Here is a 21,643-nt window from a genome sequence, read left to right on the forward strand (position 1 = left end):
ATTTTAAATAAATAAATCTTGTTTGTTTATTAGTGTGTTAGTATTGTTGGCAAGTTTCGAAAATTCCTTCGTTAATCTAAGTTGTTAATCGTTTACTAACATTTAGATTACATTTTTCTAATATGATGAGATTGATTTTCAGCACTATCGAAAAACGTCTTAAATGTTATCAATATTGGAATGTTAATTGTTTATAAGTGTGAGAAAAGTTAATTACTTGCACAAAGGTGCTTAAAAATTGGGCAAAAGATTGTGGCAAATTGTCTTTTTACAGTAGCTTTAAACATTCAAATTTATTTGTTAGCATTATTTCTACATAAAGCTAACAGTTGTTCTATAGTTATCAACATCGTTGATAAAGTAAATGTTTTTTAAATGAGAAAAGTAGATTTTCTGGTAATCGGTTCAGGCATAGCGGGTTTGAGTTTCGCACTTAAAGCTGCGAAATTTGGTAAGGTTTTAATTGTCACCAAGTCAAATGAGGATGAATCCAATACAAAATACGCCCAGGGAGGCGTTGCCGTTGTTGTAGATGAGGGTGATTCTTTTGATAAACATATACACGATACGCTAATTGCGGGGGATGGTTTATGTGACGAAAAAATAGTGGAAATCGTTGTAAAAGAGGGTCCCCAGCGAATTCAGGAGATCATAGACTATGGGATAAATTTTGATAAGGATAACGCTGGTTTCTATGACTTGGCCAAGGAAGGCGGACACTCCGAACACCGCGTTTTGCACTATAAAGATATCACCGGATATGAGATTGAACGCGTGTTGCTAAAAGAGATTCATGAGAATTCCAACATAGAGATATTAACACATTACTTTGCGCTTGAGTTAATCACCCAGCATCACCTTGGTAAATTTGTGGATAAACGTACCGAAGATATTAACTGTTATGGTGTATATGCCTTTAACACAGAGCTTAACGATGTGGAAAAGATTGTGGCAAACGTAACAGTAATGGCTGCTGGTGGCGCCGGGCATGTCTATTCTGCCACAACAAATCCGGTAATTGCAACCGGCGATGGAATGGCAATGGTTTACAGAGCAAAGGGAAAAGTAAGAAATATGGAGTTTATTCAGTTCCATCCAACCGCGCTGTATCATCCTGGAGAGTATCCGTCGTTCTTAATTTCTGAAGCAGTTAGGGGTTTTGGAGGTGTTCTGCGACGTAAAAACGGTGAGGAATTTATGCATGAATATGATGAGCGTAAATCATTAGCACCTCGTGATATTGTTGCCAGAGCCGTGGATAATGAAATGAAAAAATCTGGGGATGATTTCGTTTATTTAGATATTACCATGCGCAAGAAGGCAGATATTTTAAAGCATTTTCCTAATATATATGCAAAATGTTTATCTATCGGCATAGATATGACTAAGGATTATATTCCGGTTACGCCTGCTTCTCATTATATGTGTGGCGGAATTCTGGTAGATGAATACGGTCGTTCTTCAATCAAGAATCTTTATGCTTGTGGCGAATGTTCCTCAACCGGATTACATGGTGCCAATCGATTAGCTTCTAATTCGTTGCTAGAGGCTACGGTTTTTGCTCACCGGATTTATCAGGATGCTATTGAAAATTTTGAAAAGAACATTATTCCTGATCATATTCCAGAATGGGACGCAAAAGGCGTGACACAGACTGATGAAGAAATTTTAGTTACACATAACCTTAGAGAGTTACAAAAAATAATGGGTGATTATGTGGGCATTGTTCGTTCAAATTTTAGATTGGAACGTGCACATCGTCGTTTGTTTTTAATTTATCAGGAGACAGAAGAATTTTATAAAAAGAACGAAGTGTCTGTTAAACTTTGTGAATTAAGAAATGTAATTCAAACTGCTTATTTGGTAATTAAGTCTGCTATGCAGCGAAAAGAGAGTAGGGGATTACACTTTACTACGGATTATCCTGATCATGCAGCTGAATTAAAGGATACCGTATTTTAAGAACTAAATTCCCTGAAGAGCGCTTTAACCAATAATTCATTTTACATCTACCGTTTCATTATGCCTTTAATACTGCCTGTAAAAGATAAATATCCAAAAATCGGAATTGAAAATTTCATTGCTGAAAATGCCACCATTGTTGGTGATGTAGTGCTGGGGAATAATTGTTCGGTTTGGTTCAATGCAGTGATTAGAGGCGATGTAAACGCCATTACTATTGGTAATGAGACTAATATCCAAGATGGCGCTGTTATTCATGCTACCTACTTAAAAGCCGCTACGCATATCGGTAATCGTGTCTCAGTGGGACATAATGCCATTGTGCATGGTTGTACCGTTCAGGATAATGTTTTAATTGGTATGGGTGCAATTGTTATGGACCATGCAATAGTGGAACAATATTGCATCATCGCTGCAGGCTCCGTTGTTCTAGAAAATACAATTTGTGAAAGTGGGTACCTGTATGCTGGTACCCCAGCTAAAAAGATAAAGCCCATTACTGAAGAGCAAAGGGCTTTATTAAATAAATTACCAGATAATTATGTGATGTATTCGAGTTGGTTTACCAACCCATAATTACTCCTTTGGCGGTGGTGGAATAGTCAGGTTATCTACACGTTCCCAATTGGCACGTAGTGATTTTTCATCAGGAGAATACCATATTTTTTCTGGTTGGGTACCTTCTTTGATATTTCCCGTATCCCAAATGCCATTCTTGTTTTCATCGTAAACTACACGGATAAAATATTTTCCTGCAGGATAATTAGCGAAGTTAATTGATCCATTTTTTGAGATATTGTATCCTTTAATGGTGTTTTTCTTTTCATCAATAAACTCTACAATATAACTTTTAGTAGTGTCGGGTACAGCGATATTCAAGGCTAAAGTACCATAACTATCAGTAGTTTCGAGCCTGAATGTCTTGTTAATTTCTTTATTCTTTGCATTAAATATTGCAGTGAATGCTCCCGGCGCAAATTTAATATCGTATGTTTTTTTATTTCGCCAGGTAAACTTAATATAATATTTTAGAAAGTCTACACTATCCTTCACCACTTCAAAATTTGTTCTCTTCACAGAGTCTTCGAGGAGTGTAATTTTAGATTGATCTGCCGCGTTTACCGGAAAGTTGAAGTTTAATGTGTATCGTTGATATGGATTTAACTTACCGGAGCTGATATTGTCTGTTATTGTTAAATCTCTGGTATAATTATCCTTTCTGCCACGGTTAAAATTAACCACCTGCAATACTTTACCTTGATCCTGGATGGCCAGTTTAACAGAGTCAAAGCTTAAATCTGTCAACCAAACTTTAGCGGTATCGTTTAACTTATTAAAAAATACACTTTTGCCAACATCGGCAGCCGGAGGATCCATTACCGTTATTTTTGGCTGCTTTAACTTTTGATTAAATATCAGCGAAATACTTCCATCATTATTGAACTTACGATCCAAAATTCTAAATTCAGGTGCAAGCTCTTTAAATACCTGAAGATTAATATTTTCTATGTTTTTATCGATTGTGATTGGCTCTTTGATGTATCCTACTTCATCTGATAGCTGTTGATAAACTTTGTCTCCACCACCTTCTGTTTCCTTTAATGCATACACTTTGTATAGGCCTTTTCTTAAATTATTTAATTTATAGTTTCCAGAACTATCGGTCAGTGTATAAATAGATGCGCGCTTTTTTCCAAATAAGGTATCACGTTCAACTGGTAGGATGAATACAACGGCTTCTTTTTCAAAGTTTCCAGTTAATGCATTACTAACTTTTCCGCTTATTGAAAGAGAATCTATTTCTGCACCTGTAGAAAAGACATAAGAGAGATTTTTGATAATGTTATTTTCATTTATATCTGCAACAGACTTACCGAAGTTTAAAGTGTACGTGGTATTCTTTTCTAAAGTATCTTGTAAGTCAACTTCGAGAATTTTTTTTCTTGCCTTTAAAATAGGAGGGCGTTCCTGATCTGGTGAAATGGAAAATTCCTTAAATTCATTATTAAGTTTTACAAATTCGTCAAATTCGATTACGATCTTCTTGGCATTAAAATTACGGGTCAAATTTTTTGGCGTCATCACTACTACCTTTGGAGGTTTAGTATCTTTTGGACCACCTTGTGGTGTTTGCATGCTTGCACACCCAAAAATGAGAAGCATGAAGCATACAACCACATAATTTTGAATACTAAAATATCTATATCTTAAATTTGGCATTTTTTAAGCGATCTAACGAATTATTACGTTTTTTGGAACCACAACATTAAAAAAACTTTTTAACGTCTTATATATGATTATATTAATCCAAGTTATTTAAATATATAAATAACTGATAATCAATTACTTATTTATAAAAACCATTAAAACTGATATATCTGAAGGAGAAACACCGGAAATTCTTGAAGCCTGACCTAAAGTTCGTGGTTTTATCTTAAATAATTTTTCACGAGCTTCTTTAGAGATAGAACTTATCTTATTATAATCGAAATCTGGCTTAATTTCTTTGTCTTCCATTTTAAGCATTTTTGCTACAATCTCATTTTCTTTTTCGAAATAGCTTTCATACTTAATTTTAATTTCTGCCTGTTCAATCGTCTGATCATCTAAATCTTTGGTAGCTTCAGCTAAAGGTTTGCTCACTTTTATAATATCTTGTAAACCAACATGCGGCCTTCCGATTAAACTGTGAATTTTAACATTTTGATTTAAAGGACTTGAACCTAAATTTTCTAATGTTTCATTTACGTCGCTCATTTCTATTCCCTGAGTTTTAGTAAACTTAACCAGGGTATCTGCGTTGGCTACTTTTTGCTTCACCTTCTCTAAACGCTCGTCGGAAATCAGCCCCAATTGATGGCCAATAGGAGAGAGGCGGATATCTGCATTATCTTGTCTTAACAATAGACGATGCTCAGCTCTTGATGTGAACATGCGATATGGTTCATCAGTTCCCTTAGTTACAAGATCATCTATTAATACACCTATATAACTGTCTGATCGTTTCATAATCAGTTCATGTTGATCAGTAATTTTTTGATGCGCATTTATACCAGCCATGAATCCTTGGCATGCCGCTTCTTCATATCCGGTAGTTCCATTAATCTGTCCAGCTAAAAATAAATTGCTTATTGATTTTGTTTCTAGCGTAAGAGATAATTGAGTAGGCGGGAAGAAGTCGTACTCAATAGCATAACCTGGCCTGAACATTTTTGCATTCTTAAAGCCAGGAATTAACCTAAGTGCTCTTTGCTGAACATCTTCAGGAAGCGATGTAGAAAAACCATTTACATAAATTTCACACGTGTTCCATCCTTCTGGTTCTACAAAAATCTGATGTCTGTCGCGTTCGGCGAAGCGATTGATTTTATCTTCAATAGAAGGGCAATATCTTGGGCCTAATCCTTTGATTCTTCCGGTAAACATCGGAGACTTCTCAAAACCTTCTTTCAGCGTTTCGTGAACTTCGCCATTGGTGTAAGTGATCCAGCAACAACGTTGATCTGTCGAAACTTTAGTATCAGTGAAAGAAAACTTGTTAGGGTTTTCATCTCCCCACTGTTCTTCCATTTTGGTATAATCTAAACTTCGTCCGTCAACACGGGGTGGAGTACCAGTTTTCATTCTTCCTGATTCCATTCCCAATTCTACTAGTTGTTCTGTGATTCCAGTAGAAGCCCGTTCCGCTGTTCTGCCGCCTCCAAACTTTTTTTCTCCAATATGCATTACCCCATTTAAAAACGTACCGTTAGTAAGCACAACTGCTTTACTTTCTATATCGATTCCTAATGAAGTTTTTACGCCGTAAACTGTATTTTCTTTTACTAAAAGACCAACTACATTATCTTGCCAGATATCTAAATTAAGTGTGCGTTCCAATGCTAATCTCCATTCTTCAGCAAATCGCATTCTATCTATTTGTGCACGGGGACTCCACATTGCAGGTCCTTTAGATTTATTTAACATCCTAAACTGGATGGTAGATTTATCTGATATAATACCTGAATAACCACCCATTGCATCGACTTCGCGGACGATTTGCCCTTTAGCTACACCACCCATGGCCGGGTTACAACTCATTTGAGCGATAGTGCCCATGTTCATTGTAATCAATAAAACTGATGATCCTAAATTAGCTGCAGCTGCAGCAGCTTCACAGCCTGCATGGCCTGCGCCAACAACAATCAAATCATATTTTGAAAACATTCTATTCTATTTAAATTGTTTCACGTGGAACAGTAGTTTATGTTTATTTAATTCAATAGATGTTTCACGTGAAACATCTATTGAATTACACGTTTTTCCTATTCAGATAATTCTAACCAACGTAAGGTTAAATCATCTAATTTAGTTTTTAATAATTCAATCTCTGAAGAAACTTCCTGGATTTTAACGTAATCTGCCGAATCAATATTATTGAGAATTTTCGTTAACTCAGTTATTTTATCTTCAGTCGCTGTCATTGCTTTTTCACTATCATCTAACTCTTTCTGTTCTTTAAAACTCAGTTTTTTAATAGATTTTGTTGGGGTGTTTTCAGGTGTTGGTACATTGACTTTTTTAGAATCCTGCTTTACTTTTGGCTGATCTAAACTTAAACGATATTCAGAATAATTACCATTATATATCTTAACCACACCTTCACCTTCCATAATAAATAGTTGATCACTCATCTTATCTAATAGGTATCTATCGTGAGAAACCAGCATTAAAATACCAGGGAAATTTTCTAAGAATTCTTCCAAAACATTTAGGGTGTCAATATCTAAATCATTAGTGGGCTCATCTAAAATTAAAAAGTTTGGGTTTTGCATCAATACCTTCATCAGGTTCAAACGCTTTTTTTCTCCTCCGCTTAATTTTTCTACCATTCCGTGTTGTTTCTTCGGTGGAAATAGAAAAAGTGTTAATAGGGCAGATGCCGTGATCACAGAACCATCTGCCATCTTTATATATTCAGCATCAGATTTTACAATATCGATTACCCTTTCTTTTGGATCAAAAGTTAAACCGCCTTGTTTATAATAACCAAAAACTGTTGTATCACCCGTATCAACATTCCCTGCATCAGGAATTAGTTGACTTGTAATAATATTTAATAAGGTGGATTTACCAGTTCCATTTTTTCCAGCCAACCCAATTCTGTCGCCCTTTTTAAAGGTATAACTAAAATCGTTAATGATGGGGCGTCCGTCAAAAGCTTTTGCAACGTGTTCAACCTCAATAATTTTACCACCTTGACGCGACATTTTCATTTGCAAGTTAATGGTCTGATTATCAGACTTCTTTTTAGATTTCTCTTCTAAATCATAAAAAGCATTAATTCTGGCATTAGATTTCGTTCCACGGGCCTGTGGCATGCGTCTCATCCACTCTAATTCTTTCTTTAATAACTGTTGATTCTTATGTAAAACCGTTGCATCCTGAGCTTCCCGCTCTGATTTCTTTTCTAAATAATAAGCGTAATTACCATTATAATTAAAAATCTTACCTCTGTCTAACTCAACAATCGTATTGCAAACGTTATCCAGGAAATATCTATCATGGGTAACTAAAAGTATAGTTTTTTGTCCGGTAGTCAAAAGTTTTTCTAACCATTCAATCGTATCAATATCCAAATGGTTGGTAGGCTCATCTAAAACTAAAATCTCCGGATCTTCGATTAATAGTTTAGCCAATGCCAAACGTTTCTTCTGACCTCCTGAAAGTGTAGCTATTTTTTGCTGCAGGTGAGTTATACCCATCCTGTTAAGAATAGTTTTAATCTCATGCTCGTACTCCCATGCGTTGTGCTCACTTAATTCTTCGTATAAACGGTTAAGTGTCTTTTCATCGGGATTAGGATCTTCTATTAATTCTTCATATTCTTTAATCAGCTGCTGTTGCTTATTTTCTAAAGAGAAAATGTGATCACTGATAGAATAACCTTCTGTAAACTGAGGCTCCTGATCGAGAAATCCAATTTTAACAGCTTTATTTTTTACAATTTTACCTTCCAGCGGAGGGAACCTTTCGGCAAGTAATTTCAGTAAGGTACTTTTACCAGCCCCATTAATTCCAACTAACGCCACGCGTTGACCAGAGTTAATCCCTAAGGTTAAATTTTTAAATAGCCATTCATCATGATAACCATGACCTAAGCCTTCTGCCGCAATTAGTGTGCTCAATTTTTTTGTATTTCGGATTTATAAAGGAAAATTAGTGCAAAAGTAAGTATAAATTATTTGGAACAGAGACATCATGGATCAAACCTATTCTGTATCAGTTAAAAATGGCAGAATATTGATTGTTAGTTGAGATCAATTTGCTTCGGAAACACGGAATAAATTCTCATACTCCGTGATATCCGCGTTTCTGTGGCATAACTAGAGAGGGAAGTAGTGGCTGCAATTTACATCTTAATGAAGGCTAAAAATGAAGTTGCCACGGAAACACAGAAAAGCACGGAAATAGATTCTCATACTTCGTGATCTTCGCATTTCTGTGGCATAAATAAAGGTGAACATCGCGGCTGGAATTGTTTTTACAGCTTAATGGAGGCTAAAAACTACTTTGCCAAGTAAACACAGAAAAGCACGGAAATAGATACTCATACACCGTGATCTCCGCGTTTCTGTGGCATGACAATAAGGGAAGTAGTGGCAGGAACTGCGTTACATTTTAATAAAGGCTAAAAATGAAGTTGCCACGGAAACACAGAAAAGCACGGAAATAATTCTCATACTCCGTGATCTCCGCGTTTCTGTGGCATATAAGAGAACAAAGTAGCTGAAATTGCTTACAGCTTAATACAAGTTAAGAAATAATTTGTCGAGGAAACACAGAATAGCACTGAAATAAATTCTCATACTCCGTGATCTCCGCGTTTCTGTGGCATAACGATAAGGGAAATAGTGGCTTGAATTGCGTTACATCTTAATGTAGGCTAAAAATTAATTTCCCACGGAAAGATAGAATAGCACGGAATAAATACTCATACTCCGTGATCTCCGCGTTTCTGTGGCATAACAATAAGGGAAGTAGTGGCAGGAACTGCGTTACATTTTAATAAAGGCTAAAAATGAAGTTGCCACGGAAACACAGAAAAGCACGGAAATAACTCTCATACTCCGTGATTTCCGCGTCTCTGTGGCATAACTAAAGAGGGAATTAGTGGCTGGAATTGCGTTACATTTTAATAAAGGCTAAAAATTAATTTGCCACGGAAACACAGAAAGGCACGGAAATAAACTCTTATACTTCGTGATCTTCGCATTTCTGTGGCATAACCTTAGGGGAACTTCAAACGAAAACAGCGGCTGGAATCGCTCCGCCGCTGCTTCAATCATTAACTAAAACTAAACTATTTTTTTAAATGCTTTAAGCCATTAAGCGATAGCATGAGGTCATCTTCTGGTGTTTTTATATTGATAAGACAATAGATGCCGCCAAACGTTTCAATGGGTTTCTGGATAATATACCAGCATAGGTTAATTATCGACGAACTGCTCTCGTATATAGACGAATGGGATAGGTGTATGGAGAAACCAACTTCTAGAAGTTGGTCTTTATGGTGTTGTGGGTATTATATTACTAGAACTGTTTAGATACAGTTACAGGTAAGTCACACATGGTAATCTTTTCACTAATTTAGAATACCAACGGTAGTATCAGATAGATTCTACTTGAGATAAACAACAACTATTTTCAGTATATGTCTGGTTTAAACCAAGCCAACATTAGTTCTATAATTCAAATACTCATCTTCTTTTTGAGTCATCAAAGCTTTCGCTACTTTACCTTTATCCTTGTAGCCTAACAAATGGAGTGTTCCATGAATCATAATGCGGCATACCTCATCAAAATCATTTGTGTTAAATGTTTTTGCATTCTCTTTTACCCGTTCTATGCTAATGAAGATATCGCTAACGATTTGCTTATCTATTTCTGAATTATCAAAAGTAATGATATCAGTGTAAGTATCGTGATTTAAATATTGTTGGTTAATCCCTAAGAGGTACTCATCACTGCAGAAAATAAAGTTGAGTTCCTGCAACTTAAAACCCTCCTTTTCTATGGCGGCTTTAATCCATTTTTTAACCTTTAGTTTTTGAGGGAGACGATAAGAAATTGATTCTGTAAAAAAGGAAATTGCAGGCATTTTAGTTTGTTTAAGGCTGCAAATTTAAGAAATATTATGCAGGTAACTTAGCTGCAGGTTTGCAGATTATTTCTTTTTAAAATTCAATTTAGGATTTCTTGCTATATGGAAGATAGCAAAGATTATTACTCATCATTTAATGATTTTAAGTATTCAGCGATTTTATTTTTGTAATAATAATTTAAACTAGGCGGTAGCTTCTGCAACATATCGTTACCATTTTTTTGCTGTTGCTTATATTGTTCAAGCATTTTTTGGTAGGACGGCGGAAACTCCTTTGCCGCTTTACTTTCACGTTTAGCATCTTCTTCCTGGTCACGCTCTGCTTTTTCAGCATTTAATAATTTGGTTAACAGCTCTTTCTGCCTGTTCAGTGTTTCCTGTTGTAAACGCTTATTAACCAAATCACTTTCCGTCTGTTTCATTTCTTTGATGGCTTCATTCAGGTTACCCATCTTGCCCGATCCATCTTTATTTTCTTCGCGGTTAATTTTTTCCAATGCCTGGCGAATCATTTGCTGCTGTTGTGCCATCTTGCCAAACTCCTGGCTCATCTGTCCTTTGCCAACAGTCCCTTGGTTGCCACCAGATTTTTGCATCTGCTCACGAGCCTTTTGCATACTCTTATTTAATTGCTCCTGCATCTGCGAAAGTTGTTTCATCCCTTGCTTTTGCTTCTTACCACTACCACCTTTTGAATTTTTGCTCATGTTCTGCAATTGATTAAGCGCTTCGCTTAACATCAGAGATAGATTATTGATCGAAGTCATGGTAAACTGCTGATAACGATTCGCATCTGGCGTTCTTCTTTCTCCCAAATTTTCTAAACTTTTGTCGAGGTTGAAATTGATCTTATTCATTTCCTCGTTAACTGTTGATTCAATTTGAGGAACGCGTTTACTTAGGGCATACAAACTATCTGCAATAGTTTTCAGATTATCTTTGATGCTCCTTTGTTTTTGAACATGGGTTGTATACGATGGATCTGCCTGGTTCATTTTTTTGAGTGTCAGCATCACTTTTTCCTGTTCAAATGATGTATTTAATAAGTTTTCCAATAAACGGCGCAATTCTTTAGCATTCAGGTTATTTTCCATTTCCTCGCCCTGTTGCTGCATTTCGCTCATTTTTTTTGAGAGCTTCTCCATTTGTTCGCCCGCTTTTTGTTGCTTCTGACTAGCGCCTTTAGCATCTTTTTTATCTAATGCATCTTTACTGTCTTGTTGCTCTTTTTGTATCTCCTGAACATCTTTTTCAGGGTTTTCAAACGGATTTGGCTTCTCTAAAGATTTATTTTTTTCTTCCAGTTTCTTCAAATCATCTTTTAAATCTTTCATCTCCTTATTAAGGGCATCTTGCTTCTGTTTAAGCGATTCATTATCTTGTTTTTTGTCTCCGGTTTCTTTGCTTAATTCCTTTTGTTCTTTTGCCAACTCATTTAAACGGTCGATATCATTCTGAAGACTTTGTTCAAATTCTAGTTGTTTGTACAACTCCAAAATTCTATCTAATTCATTTTTAAGGGTTTTATTATCCAACTGCATTTTCGAAAGCTCGTTCTGCGTCTGATCCTTATTTTTCTCATTCATTAAATTCTGAAGCTTTTGCAAGAGCTCCTTTGTTTTGTCGTCAAGCACATGATCGAACAAATCTTTAATCTGCTTTTGCTTTTCCAGAAGTTCTTCGGTTTGTTTTTGATCTTCCTGCTGCTGGATGTTTTTATCATTTTGTTCCTTAATCTCCTTTACTGCTTCATCCAATTGCTTTTGTTTCTCTAATAGCGCTTCAATTTGTTTTTTATCCTCGAAAGAGATCTGTTTTTTATCAATTAAACTTTCTGCAACCTTTTTACTTTCCTTTTCAATCGTGTTGGCTAAACGAATGGCCGATTGAACTTTTTTCTTTAGTGCCTGGCTGTTCGCATTTACCAGTTCTGCCGTTTCTTTTTGAGTTGGTGATTTAAAGATTTTAAGTTCAGAACGGGTAATTTTAGCACCGTTAACACCATCGTTATCAGCAACTTCAAAATAATATTCAATATCTTGTCCAGGCTTCACTGAAACCAATTTCAAGTCCCAGAAATAGAAGAATTGGTTTTCTATAGCATTACTTTTGATTGGGATATTTTTAGTAACCGCACTGATGAGTTTATTATTTTCCTTGATATTATACTTGAAACTTAATCGGCTAAAGCCATAATCATCAGTTACCTGTCCGCTAAAATATAACGCTTTATTGCTTATTGAATCTGCCTTTTCCTTTACTGCTATTTCTGGCGACTGATCTTTAATAACCGTAATTTGATGTGATAAAGAGTCTTTTACAGCGATAAAATCATTCTTAGGCGTAATGCTATACTTCGAATTATTTTTGATGGTAGTGCCAAATGCCGATGCATTTTCTATCACCTTCAGTGTATTTTCGGTACCATTTAAAATGAAAAGGAGGGCGTTACTTTTTTCTGTTTTAAAGTTCCAGGTCACCCGAGTGCCTTCTGGTAAAAGCATATCGCCAACATTTGCAACCACTTCATTTTTTTTACCCAGGTAGCCCGGATAGCTTAAAGTAGCAGTTGCGCTTAACAATTCAGGACGTGGTTTAACGTTAATCAGAAACACGGCAGAACTAAAACCACCACCTTTAAAGATTAGTTTTTTATCGCTCTGTACATTTTTAAGCGTGTAATTAAATTTGGTAGTCTGTTCTTTTTCCAGCTTATAAGTATTCTTTTCATCCTCCACATATACGTCCGCTGGAAGCTCATCTCCTTTCAATTTCAAGTGAAGTGTGAGGTCATCGCCTTGTGTAATGATTAGATTTTTATTCAATAAATTGAAGCTAAAGGGTGCTTTTGGAGCGATATATTCATCATATTTCAAGAAACTTGTGGTTCCATCGCGTAAAATAGCAGGAGCAATAATTGCGATGAGGAGAATAACAGCAAGCGGACCAAACAGATATTTAAGGTATTTCTTATTATCATGAATGCGAACAGCCGTGTAAAAGGGAACAGGTTTTAACTCCAATATTTTCTGATCGATACTGGCCAGAATCAGCTGATTATTTTCAGGGCGTTGCGCTGATAACTGCTGTAACTGAAGCGTATTTAAAAGTTTATCCTTAATATCGTGAAAGTGGTCTCCAATAATTACGGATGCTTCATCAAAAGAGAGGTGCTTGCCTAATTTCAACATGGAAAGAAGTGGCTTGATGATTAAAAAACCAATCAGTAAGAAACCAATCAATACATAAGAAAAGAAGATAAATGTTTTGAATCCGGCTGTAGGGTTAAGGTAATACAAGCTTAAAAATACTACTAAATATAGGGCGAGGAGCGTGGCAGCCGCGTAGATGCTCCCTCGCAAAATTCTATTCAAATAGAACTTACGGATAAACTCTTCTATCTTTTTTAGTAATTCATTGTAGTTATTGCTTACCATATCACCGTAAATGTAAAAATTGTTCCCATCAATTAAAAGAACCTGCTGTAAGGTAACGCGTTTATTTCAAATCATTTATTTCCTATTCCGTGTAAATCTGTGTCTCCGTGGCAACATTTTTATGGACTTGATTTTTAACCACATATAATCTTTGCTATGTGTTGGTATTTTTTGCCACGGAAGCGCTGAACCACGGAAAATCTTCAAACTTGTTCCGTGAAAATCTGTGTTTCTGTGGCAATATTATTAGCCACATCATTCCTTGTTATGAGTTGGTATTTTTTGCCACGGAAGCACTGAACCACGGAAAATCTTCAAACCTATTCCGTGTAAATCTGTGTTTCCGTGGCAATATTATTAGCCACATCATTCCTTGTTATGAGTTCGTATTTTTTGCCACGGAAGCACTGAACCACGGAAGATTCTTCAACCCTATTCCGTGTAAATCTGCGTTTCCGTGGCAATATTTTTATTCTTCTAATTATTAACCACACATAACTCCTTGCTATGACTTGGTCTTTTTTGCCACGGAAGCACTGAACCACGGAAGATTCTTCAACCTTATTCCGTGTAAATCTGCGTTTCCGTGGCAACATTTTTATTCTTCTAATTATTAACCACACATAACTCCTTGCTATGACTTGGTCTTTTTTGCCACGGAAGCACTGAACCACGAAAAATCTTCAAACCTATTCCGTGTAAATCTGTGTTTTCGTGGCAACATTATTAGCCACATCATTCCTTGTTATGAGTTCGTATTTTTTGCCACGGAAGCACTGAACCACGGAAGATCTTCAAATGTATTCCGTGTAAATCTGTGTTTCCGTGGCAATATTTTCAGTCTGATTATTAATCACATCCTCATTTAAAAATTGTTATCTTGATTAACTTAATACAAAGGTTACATAGATTTAAAATTGATCTTGCTCTAAAAATCTACTTTTGATCTTTCGTAAAAAGCCAAAATATGAAACGATTATATATATTAACCTTTATGGTTTTAATTTTCACAGCTTCGTTTGCTCAAAAATTTAATTGGAATAAAAATCAGGTCATTGCTCACCGCGGAGCGTGGAAGAAAAATAAATTTCCTGAAAATTCAATCGCCTCTCTTAAAGAAGCAGTTCGTTTAGGTTGTTATGGATCTGAGTTCGATGTGTGGATGACTTTGGATAAAGTTTTAGTTATTAACCACGATCCGGAATTTCAGGGGTTAACGATAGAGAAAGTTAATTATACCGATTTACTGACCAAAACGATGAGTAATGGGGAGAAAATTCCTACACTGGAAAATTATCTGCTGGAAGGTAAAAAGCAAAATACAACCAAATTAATTCTGGAGATAAAGCCATCCCTGATCAGCAAAGAAAGGGGAATAGAAGTAACCAATGCCAGTATAGATATGGTTAAAAAACTAGGTATGCTGGATTGGGTAGAATACATCAGCTTCGACTACGATTATTGCAAACGGGTGGTTGAACGATTACCAAAAGCAAAGGTGGCCTATTTGCGTGGAGAAATCAGTGCGGCACAGCTTAAAGCCGATCGATTAACGGGCGCAGATTATCATTACAGTATTTATCAGAAAGACGGATGGATAGAAAATGCGCATCAACTGGGTTTAACCGTTAATGCGTGGACAGTAAATGCAATGCCGGAAATGCAATGGCTTTTGGCGCATCAGGTAGAGTACATTACCACTAATGAACCCGAATTGCTTTTTGAACAATTGAAGAAAACGCCAGTGGCTACAGGCTGGAAATTAAAATGGAGCGATGAATTTAATGATGCTGGTTTGCCATTAACAAAAAACTGGAGTTATGATGTCGGCGGAAAAGGCTGGGGTAATAACGAATTGCAATATTATACAGATGCTGATACATCGAATGCCAAAGTAACTAAAGGCAACTTAAACATCACAGCACTTAAAATAGCAAAGGATAAAAATGAATATACCTCGGCTAGGTTAGTAACCAAAAACAAGTTTGATTTTAAATATGGAAGGGTAGAGGTGAGGGCAATGCTTCCAAAAGGAAGAGGTTTTTGGCCTGCAATCTGGGCGTTGCCTACAGATTGGAAATATGGCGATTGGCCAAAAAGTGGTGAAATAGATATTATGGAGCATGTTGGCTATGAGCCAGATAGCGTGCATGGAACAGTGCATACTGAAAAGTTTAACCACATGATTAATACTCAGGTAGGGAAGGCTTTGAAAATTAATCCATATGATGCTTACCATGTTTACGCAGTAGAATGGTTTAAAGATAAGATTGACTTTTTCATTGATGACCAAAAATACCTCACCTTTAAAAATAATGGGAAAGGGAGTGCATACTGGCCATTCGACCAGAATTTCCACATCATTTTAAATATGGCTGTTGGTGGTAACTGGGGAGGTAAAAAAGGAGTGGATGATGCCATTTTCCCGGCAACTATGAAAGTGGATTACGTAAGGGTTTATCAGAAATAAGGAAATATAAGTTACGAACTGAAAACTGAAAATTGTAAACTGAAATATGGATTCTCGCAGGGCATTTTTAAAAAAAGCAGCGTTATTTGCCGGGTCGGCAGGCATGGCTAGTGTATCATCAGCAGCAGTAATTAAAGCAATGGCTATTGATCCGGAATTAGGGAGTAGCTTTTACGATGCTGAACACATTGTATTTCTGATGCAGGAGAATCGATCTTTCGACCACATGTTTGGAACGATGAAAGGTGTACGTGGATTTAACGACCCACACCCACACATTCAACCAGATGGAAACAAAGTTTGGCTGCAAAAAGACGGTCAGGGGTTTACTTATGTACCATTTCATGTAGATATCAATAAAACTAAAATTACCTGGCAAGGTGGTTTGCCTCATTCGTGGAATGATCAGGTGGCGGCGCGAAATGGTGGTAAATATGATCAATGGGTGCCCGTAAAAACACCAATGACACTAGCTTACTACGATAGAAAAGACATTCCGTTTTATTATGCATTAGGTGATGCTTTTACCGTTTGCGATCAGCATTTTTGTTCCTCCTTAACTGGTACTACGCCAAACCGCCTATTTTTCTTTACCGGAACAGTTCGGGGAGAAAAAAGTGCGAATCAAATAGCTGTAGTTAATAATGATCAGGCAGAATCACAAAATAATGTGTTTGTAGATTGGCCAACTTTTCAGGAAACGTTAGAAGATAATGGGGTAGATTGGAGAATTTACCAAAATGAACTGTGGACATCAAAGCTTCCGGAAGGAGAGGTGGATGATTGGTTGGGAAATTATGGAGATAACCCCATTGAATACGTTAGCAGGCATCATGTTAAGCTTTCTGCTTACTTCAGAAAAAATGGCGACCATACCGTGAAACCACCTTTATCTGCTGCGCAAGTACAGGCGAAATATGATCAGCTTTCGCAGAGAGAAAAGAACCTGATAGATAAGGCTTTCCAAACCAACATCAAAGAAAAAGATTATCTTGAACTTGAACCTTTCACATTTACTAATGATCAGGGTAAATCTGAAACCATTAATATCCCTAAAGGAGACATTTTTCATCAGTTTCGAAAAGATGTAGATAGTGGTAAACTACCAACAGTATCGTGGCTGGTGGCACCACAGCGATTTTCAGATCATACCAGTTCCCCGCTTTACGGAACCTGGTATGTAAGTGAAGCCTTAGATATTTTAACCAAAAATCCTGAAGTTTGGAAAAAGACCATTTTCATTTTAACGTATGATGAAAACGATGGCTATTTTGATCATCAACCACCATTTGTGGTTCCAAATCCAAATGATCCAGCTACAGGGAAAGTATCTGCCGGAATAAATTATGCAACAGATTTCGAAAACAAAAAAGGAAGTCCGATTGGCTTAGGCTACCGAGTACCATTTGTGGTTGCTTCGCCATGGAGCAGGGGAGGTTTTGTAAACTCTCAGGTCTTCGATCATACCTCATCGTTGCTGTTTATGGAAAAATGGCTAAGTAAGAAAACCGGAAAACAGATAAAAAGTGATAACATCAGCGACTGGCGAAGAGCAATATGCGGCGATCTTACTTCAGTATTCAGGCCGTATAATGGAGAAGAAATTAAACGCCCAACACCATTAGAAAGAGACGATGTGGTTGCCAGTATTGGTAATGCTAAAAATAAGCCGGCTCAATCCGGACCAACGGCTTTAAATGAAACAGAAATTTCAAAAATCAATAAGTTTGAAGCCTTTTCATCCCAAGCCTCTGCGCATGCTCCAAAACAAGAAAATGGAACAAAGCCAGCATGCGCACTGCCATATCAACTGAATGTAGATGCGAATGTGGTAAATGACCAGATAGAAATCCTTTTACAAGCGGCTAAAACACCTTTTGGTAATCCTATAGAGAATACAGGTGCGCCATTTAATATGAGCACCAATGCCCGTTTTAAAGGTGTTAAAGGAAAAATATGGGCTTATGCAGTGAAGGCTGGTGATCAATTACAGGAAGTGATCAAGATCAATGATTTTGATGGGCAGGTTTACGACCTATCGATATCAGGACCAAATGGCTTTTACCGACATTTTGCCGGCAATAAAAACAACTCACACATTCACATCATCGCTTATCCTGAAGAGATTGGATTAGTGCCTAAAAAGCTTTCAGGTCATCTGATCTTATCGTTGGAAAACAAAGGAGATAATCCAACGGAAATTCAAATTATAGATAATAAGTATCAGGCAAGCGAGCAGAAAATTCACTTGAAGGCAAAAACTACTTTAAAAGTTTCATTAGATCTTTCTAAAAATGCCAACTGGTATGACTTCAGTATCATAAAGAAAGGGAAAGAGGTTTTTAAACATCGCTATGCTGGCAAGATAGAAACGGGAGCGATTACCACAACCGACCCTTTTATGGGGAATGTGCTGTAATATTTCAGTTATTGCAAATATTATTGATTTATACGCAAAAAGACGCAAGCTCATTCAGTTTGCCATCTCATTGAAAAAGGCTGTGCGTAATGAAGATTTATGTGCTCTTCGTGGTTCAAACCATGGCTTTGCGATTCTGAGATTTTTTCCTTTGTGGTTAAGAAAAAAAGGCCTTGTAGGCCGACCTAAAACCCTATTGGCAATTCTACCTGGATTTTATCCCAGGCGGCAATTAAGGATGCACCATTTGTAAGCGGCAAAAATGTTAAAGAGAAATATTCAATGGGCTTGGATAGGGCTTTAACAGGAACATCAACACGAAGTACGTCTTTGGTTGCATCGTAAGTAAAAGCGCCCCACTTATCTGTTTGCTTATTGATGATGATCGTCCACTTATCTTTATTCGGGATCGCAAATAAGCTATAAGTACCGGCTTTAATTTTTTTACCACCAATGGTCACTTTTTTAAAAAAGCGAATTTCTGTACTTTCATTGGCTCCAAAGCGCCAAACCTTTCCATATTGTTCCAGTACACCAAAAATTTCTCGCCCTTTCTTTTGCGGACGGGAGTAAATAATCTTGATAACAGGCTTTAACCCCTCACCATCTTTTGATTTTGGTGTATTAATAGGAAAATAAAGAATATCAGCCGGGCTAGGATCTGCAAGAGGGAATTTTATTTCGGTAGAGACACGCTCCTGAGCTTTTGTACTAAAGCACAACAAAGCGAAAACAATAATAAAAATATTTCTCATTTGCTTTGAGTTAATTCAATTCAAAAGAACATTCTTGGTGGGTAACTGCGGGTTAGTATTTTCTACCTTTAACGATAGCATTTAAAAATAATCCGGCGGTTAACATTCCTAAAACACCACCTAGCGTAGCGAAGATGTAATTCTGAGTAATGATTGCTCCAGTTAAAACGCCAAAAAATAATCCTAATGCGTAATATAACCAGTTGAAATTATTGCTGCTGTTTTCTTGTAAACTCATTTTTTAAATATTTGGTGGCAAAGTTAGTATTTATTTTAAAATTTGATTTGTGATAAGCAGTCAATTTTCTAAATAATTAACAGTTTTTGCTATCAAGATGTTTCATGACGATAAAAAAATGAAATCCTTAGCCTAAATCTCCCTGCTTATCAGTTAAACAAAAAAATATTAATTGCTATTAATTAAGGCTTTATCAGGGTAATGTAAAAGAAGTATGAAAACATTTGGATATTAATCAAACGATTGATTAATTTTGTGCGATCAAAAAGAAATGAAAATAGAAAAAATAGATAAAAAACAAGCCATACTGGATGCGGCCGAAAAACTGTTCTGTGAAACAGGTTATGAGGGCACATCAACCCGTCAGATTTCGAAGGAATCGGGTGCTAACATGGCAATGATTAATTATTATTTCGGTTCAAAAGAAGGGGTATTTATTGAGATTATGAATAGCCGCATTGCCGGTTTCGGTTCTCAATTGAAAATCATTAATGAAGATAAGATTTCTGCAATGGAAAAATTGAACCGGGTAATTGATGGCTATGCCAATCGCATTCTGGCTAACCCGTCTTTTCATAAAATGATGCATCGGGAGTTGTCGTTAACCCAGCGCCCTGAAATGTACAATAAAATTAAAGATGCAATGAGCCAGAACATGCAGTTGCTGGAAAAGATTTTAACTGATGGGCAAGATGACGGGAGTTTTAGAGAAGCCGATAACAGGCTCATTATTGCCACCATTATGGGAACGCTTACCAATATTGTGATTTCTCCAAATAAAGTTATACCGGATTCTGACTTCGATTTAAATGTGCCTAAAGATAAAAAAATGATGAAAGACAGGGCGGTGGCTCACCTACAAGATTTACTAACAGTTTATTTAACAACAAAAAAATGATCCCCAAATCAATAAGATTAATGCTTGCGGCATCATTAGTTCCTGCGGCTTTATTTGCACAAAGCTCAAAAGAATTAAACATTAACCAGGCAATTGAACTTGGCATAGCCAATAGTAAAAACTTAAAATTATCTCAGAATAAAATAGATCAGGCTGTTGCACAGCTTGAAGTGGTTAAAGATAATGTGCTGCCATCAGCAAATGCCAGCTTCATTTACAACCATGCTGAAATTCCCACCACTACTTTCACCTTACCCGGAGGTGGTTCATCTTTGCAACTTCCTAAAAGAGCTGATGCTTTTGTAGGTACTGCGGCCATTCAGGAATTGGTTTATGGTGGGGGTAAATTAAAATATGCCAAAGAATCTACTAAATTATTAGCAGATGTGGCCCGCTTAGATGCCGATAAAAGTAAGGAAGAAATTACCTATGCGGTAATCAACACCTATTATTCGCTCTATAAAGTGGCACAAAGTAAAAAGGTTGTCGATCAGAATTTAGAATCAATTGCTGCACAGATTAAACAAGCACAGCGCTTCTTTGAGCAAGGTATTGTAACTAAAAACGATGTGTTGCGTTTCCAGTTGCAACAGGCAAATATTACGCTGAGCCAAATGGATATTGAAAGCAATCGTAAAATTATTAACTACAATCTCGATATTCTTTTGGGTCTGCCAGAAGATACGGAGCTTAAAATTACTGATCCAACCCTGAGTTTAAAATCAGTAGGATCATTAAATGATTATATCACCCAGGCAATGACTAACCGCCAGGAACTGAAACAACTTGATGTGCGGAACAAAGTTGCAGATTATAACATTAAAACCGTAAGGGCAAATACGCTACCCACCGTAGCTGTTGGTGCTAACTTGTATTACATTAATCCAAGTGGAAATTTCATTCCACCGGTTAATCAGTACCTAATGCCTGTTACCGTTGGCGCAACGGTATCTTGGAACATCGCCAGTCTCTGGACCAATAAAAATAAAGTGAGCGAGGCTAAAATTGAACAAAATGAGATTACGCTTCAAAAAGACGTTTTAACTGATCAGGTTAAAACAGACATCAATAAAAATTTCCAAACCTACCAGGTGGCTGTGAATAAAATCCAGGTGCTGGAAACCTCAATAGCACAGGCAACTGAAAACGACAAATTGCTGGCATCAAAATATAAAAACAATGTAGCTTCAGTTACCGACAGAATTGATGCTGAAACGCTTTTGTATCAGGCTAAAATAAATCTGGAAATAGCGAAAGCGGATGCAGGCATTGCATACTATACATTACTAAAATCAACAGGAAAAATAACGCAATAAATACA

13 protein-coding genes are annotated in these 21,643 nt (G+C 36.7%); 6 read left to right on the forward strand and 7 right to left on the reverse strand.

The window, feature by feature from the left end:
* The first annotated feature begins 375 nt into the window (after positions 1-375).
* Positions 376-1,962 carry an L-aspartate oxidase gene (gene nadB, locus SOM16_RS09860; protein ID WP_320463837.1) on the forward strand — a complete coding sequence of 529 codons (1,587 nt, stop codon included), beginning with the start codon at positions 376-378 and terminating at the stop codon, positions 1,960-1,962.
* Between the two features lie 60 nt (positions 1,963-2,022).
* Positions 2,023-2,538: a gamma carbonic anhydrase family protein gene (locus tag SOM16_RS09865; RefSeq protein WP_320463838.1), complete on the forward strand. Its 516-nt coding sequence runs from the start codon at positions 2,023-2,025 to the stop codon at positions 2,536-2,538.
* On the opposite strand, the gene SOM16_RS09870 is transcribed toward SOM16_RS09865, so the two are convergent.
* The 5 genes from SOM16_RS09870 to SOM16_RS09890 all read right to left on the reverse strand — a co-directional run bounded on the left by SOM16_RS09870 (position 2,539) and on the right by SOM16_RS09890 (position 13,542).
* On the reverse strand, positions 2,539-4,098 hold the full coding sequence (locus SOM16_RS09870; protein ID WP_320463839.1) for an Ig-like domain-containing protein: 1,560 nt from the start codon (positions 4,096-4,098) through the stop codon (positions 2,539-2,541). It abuts the gene before it with no gap.
* Between the two features lie 207 nt (positions 4,099-4,305).
* Positions 4,306-6,168 carry a tRNA uridine-5-carboxymethylaminomethyl(34) synthesis enzyme MnmG gene (mnmG, locus tag SOM16_RS09875; protein ID WP_320463840.1) on the reverse strand — a complete coding sequence of 621 codons (1,863 nt, stop codon included), beginning with the start codon at positions 6,166-6,168 and terminating at the stop codon, positions 4,306-4,308.
* Between the two features lie 98 nt (positions 6,169-6,266).
* Positions 6,267-8,129, reverse strand: a complete 1,863-nt coding sequence (locus tag SOM16_RS09880) for an ABC-F family ATP-binding cassette domain-containing protein (RefSeq protein ID WP_320463841.1) — start codon at positions 8,127-8,129, stop codon at positions 6,267-6,269.
* Positions 8,130-9,664: 1,535 nt separating this feature from the next.
* On the reverse strand, positions 9,665-10,102 hold the full coding sequence (ybeY, locus tag SOM16_RS09885) for an rRNA maturation RNase YbeY (protein ID WP_320463842.1): 438 nt from the start codon (positions 10,100-10,102) through the stop codon (positions 9,665-9,667).
* Positions 10,103-10,227: 125 nt separating this feature from the next.
* Positions 10,228-13,542 (reverse strand): DUF4175 family protein, encoded by a 3,315-nt coding sequence (locus tag SOM16_RS09890; RefSeq protein WP_320463843.1) that lies wholly within the window; start codon positions 13,540-13,542, stop codon positions 10,228-10,230.
* 967 nt (positions 13,543-14,509) lie between these two features.
* Here SOM16_RS09890 and SOM16_RS09895 point away from each other — a divergent pair.
* Positions 14,510-16,012, forward strand: a complete 1,503-nt coding sequence (locus SOM16_RS09895; RefSeq protein ID WP_320463844.1) for a family 16 glycosylhydrolase — start codon at positions 14,510-14,512, stop codon at positions 16,010-16,012.
* A gap of 46 nt (positions 16,013-16,058) precedes the next feature.
* The gene (locus SOM16_RS09900; RefSeq protein WP_320463845.1) at positions 16,059-18,431 is read left to right on the forward strand and encodes a phosphocholine-specific phospholipase C; all 2,373 of its coding nucleotides are present in this window, start codon (positions 16,059-16,061) and stop codon (positions 18,429-18,431) included.
* Between the two features lie 185 nt (positions 18,432-18,616).
* On the opposite strand, the gene SOM16_RS09905 is transcribed toward SOM16_RS09900, so the two are convergent.
* Positions 18,617-19,186 carry a DUF2911 domain-containing protein gene (locus tag SOM16_RS09905; protein WP_320463846.1) on the reverse strand — a complete coding sequence of 190 codons (570 nt, stop codon included), beginning with the start codon at positions 19,184-19,186 and terminating at the stop codon, positions 18,617-18,619.
* A gap of 52 nt (positions 19,187-19,238) precedes the next feature.
* On the reverse strand, positions 19,239-19,424 hold the full coding sequence (locus SOM16_RS09910; protein WP_320463847.1) for a hypothetical protein: 186 nt from the start codon (positions 19,422-19,424) through the stop codon (positions 19,239-19,241).
* Positions 19,425-19,695: 271 nt separating this feature from the next.
* Between SOM16_RS09910 and SOM16_RS09915 the strand changes: the two genes are divergently transcribed.
* Entirely contained in the window at positions 19,696-20,322 is a 627-nt protein-coding gene (locus SOM16_RS09915; protein ID WP_320463848.1) for a TetR/AcrR family transcriptional regulator, read from the forward strand.
* Complete coding sequence (locus SOM16_RS09920; RefSeq protein ID WP_320463849.1) at positions 20,319-21,638, forward strand: TolC family protein; 1,320 nt, start codon at positions 20,319-20,321, stop codon at positions 21,636-21,638. Before SOM16_RS09915 ends, SOM16_RS09920 begins: the two co-directional genes overlap by 4 nt.
* Positions 21,639-21,643 lie beyond the last annotated feature (5 nt).

This window comes from Pedobacter sp. CFBP9032 (assembly GCF_034045265.1).
Lineage (GTDB): Bacteria > Bacteroidota > Bacteroidia > Sphingobacteriales > Sphingobacteriaceae > Pedobacter.

Excerpts from the sequence above, each read along its gene's own strand:
- SOM16_RS09895 (WP_320463844.1), top strand. The coding sequence starts at position 14,510 with ATGAAACGATTATATATATTAACCTTTATGGTTTTAATTTTCACAGCT.
- SOM16_RS09920 (WP_320463849.1), top strand. The coding sequence starts at position 20,319 with ATGATCCCCAAATCAATAAGATTAATGCTTGCGGCATCATTAGTTCCT.
- SOM16_RS09900 (WP_320463845.1), top strand. The coding sequence starts at position 16,059 with ATGGATTCTCGCAGGGCATTTTTAAAAAAAGCAGCGTTATTTGCCGGG.
- SOM16_RS09865 (WP_320463838.1), top strand. The coding sequence starts at position 2,023 with ATGCCTTTAATACTGCCTGTAAAAGATAAATATCCAAAAATCGGAATT.
- SOM16_RS09910 (WP_320463847.1), bottom strand. The coding sequence starts at position 19,424 with ATGAGTTTACAAGAAAACAGCAGCAATAATTTCAACTGGTTATATTAC.
- SOM16_RS09870 (WP_320463839.1), bottom strand. The coding sequence starts at position 4,098 with ATGCAAACACCACAAGGTGGTCCAAAAGATACTAAACCTCCAAAGGTA.
- mnmG (WP_320463840.1), bottom strand. The coding sequence starts at position 6,168 with ATGTTTTCAAAATATGATTTGATTGTTGTTGGCGCAGGCCATGCAGGC.
- ybeY (WP_320463842.1), bottom strand. The coding sequence starts at position 10,102 with ATGCCTGCAATTTCCTTTTTTACAGAATCAATTTCTTATCGTCTCCCT.
- SOM16_RS09890 (WP_320463843.1), bottom strand. The coding sequence starts at position 13,542 with ATGGTAAGCAATAACTACAATGAATTACTAAAAAAGATAGAAGAGTTT.
- SOM16_RS09905 (WP_320463846.1), bottom strand. The coding sequence starts at position 19,186 with ATGAGAAATATTTTTATTATTGTTTTCGCTTTGTTGTGCTTTAGTACA.
- nadB (WP_320463837.1), top strand. The coding sequence starts at position 376 with ATGAGAAAAGTAGATTTTCTGGTAATCGGTTCAGGCATAGCGGGTTTG.
- SOM16_RS09915 (WP_320463848.1), top strand. The coding sequence starts at position 19,696 with ATGAAAATAGAAAAAATAGATAAAAAACAAGCCATACTGGATGCGGCC.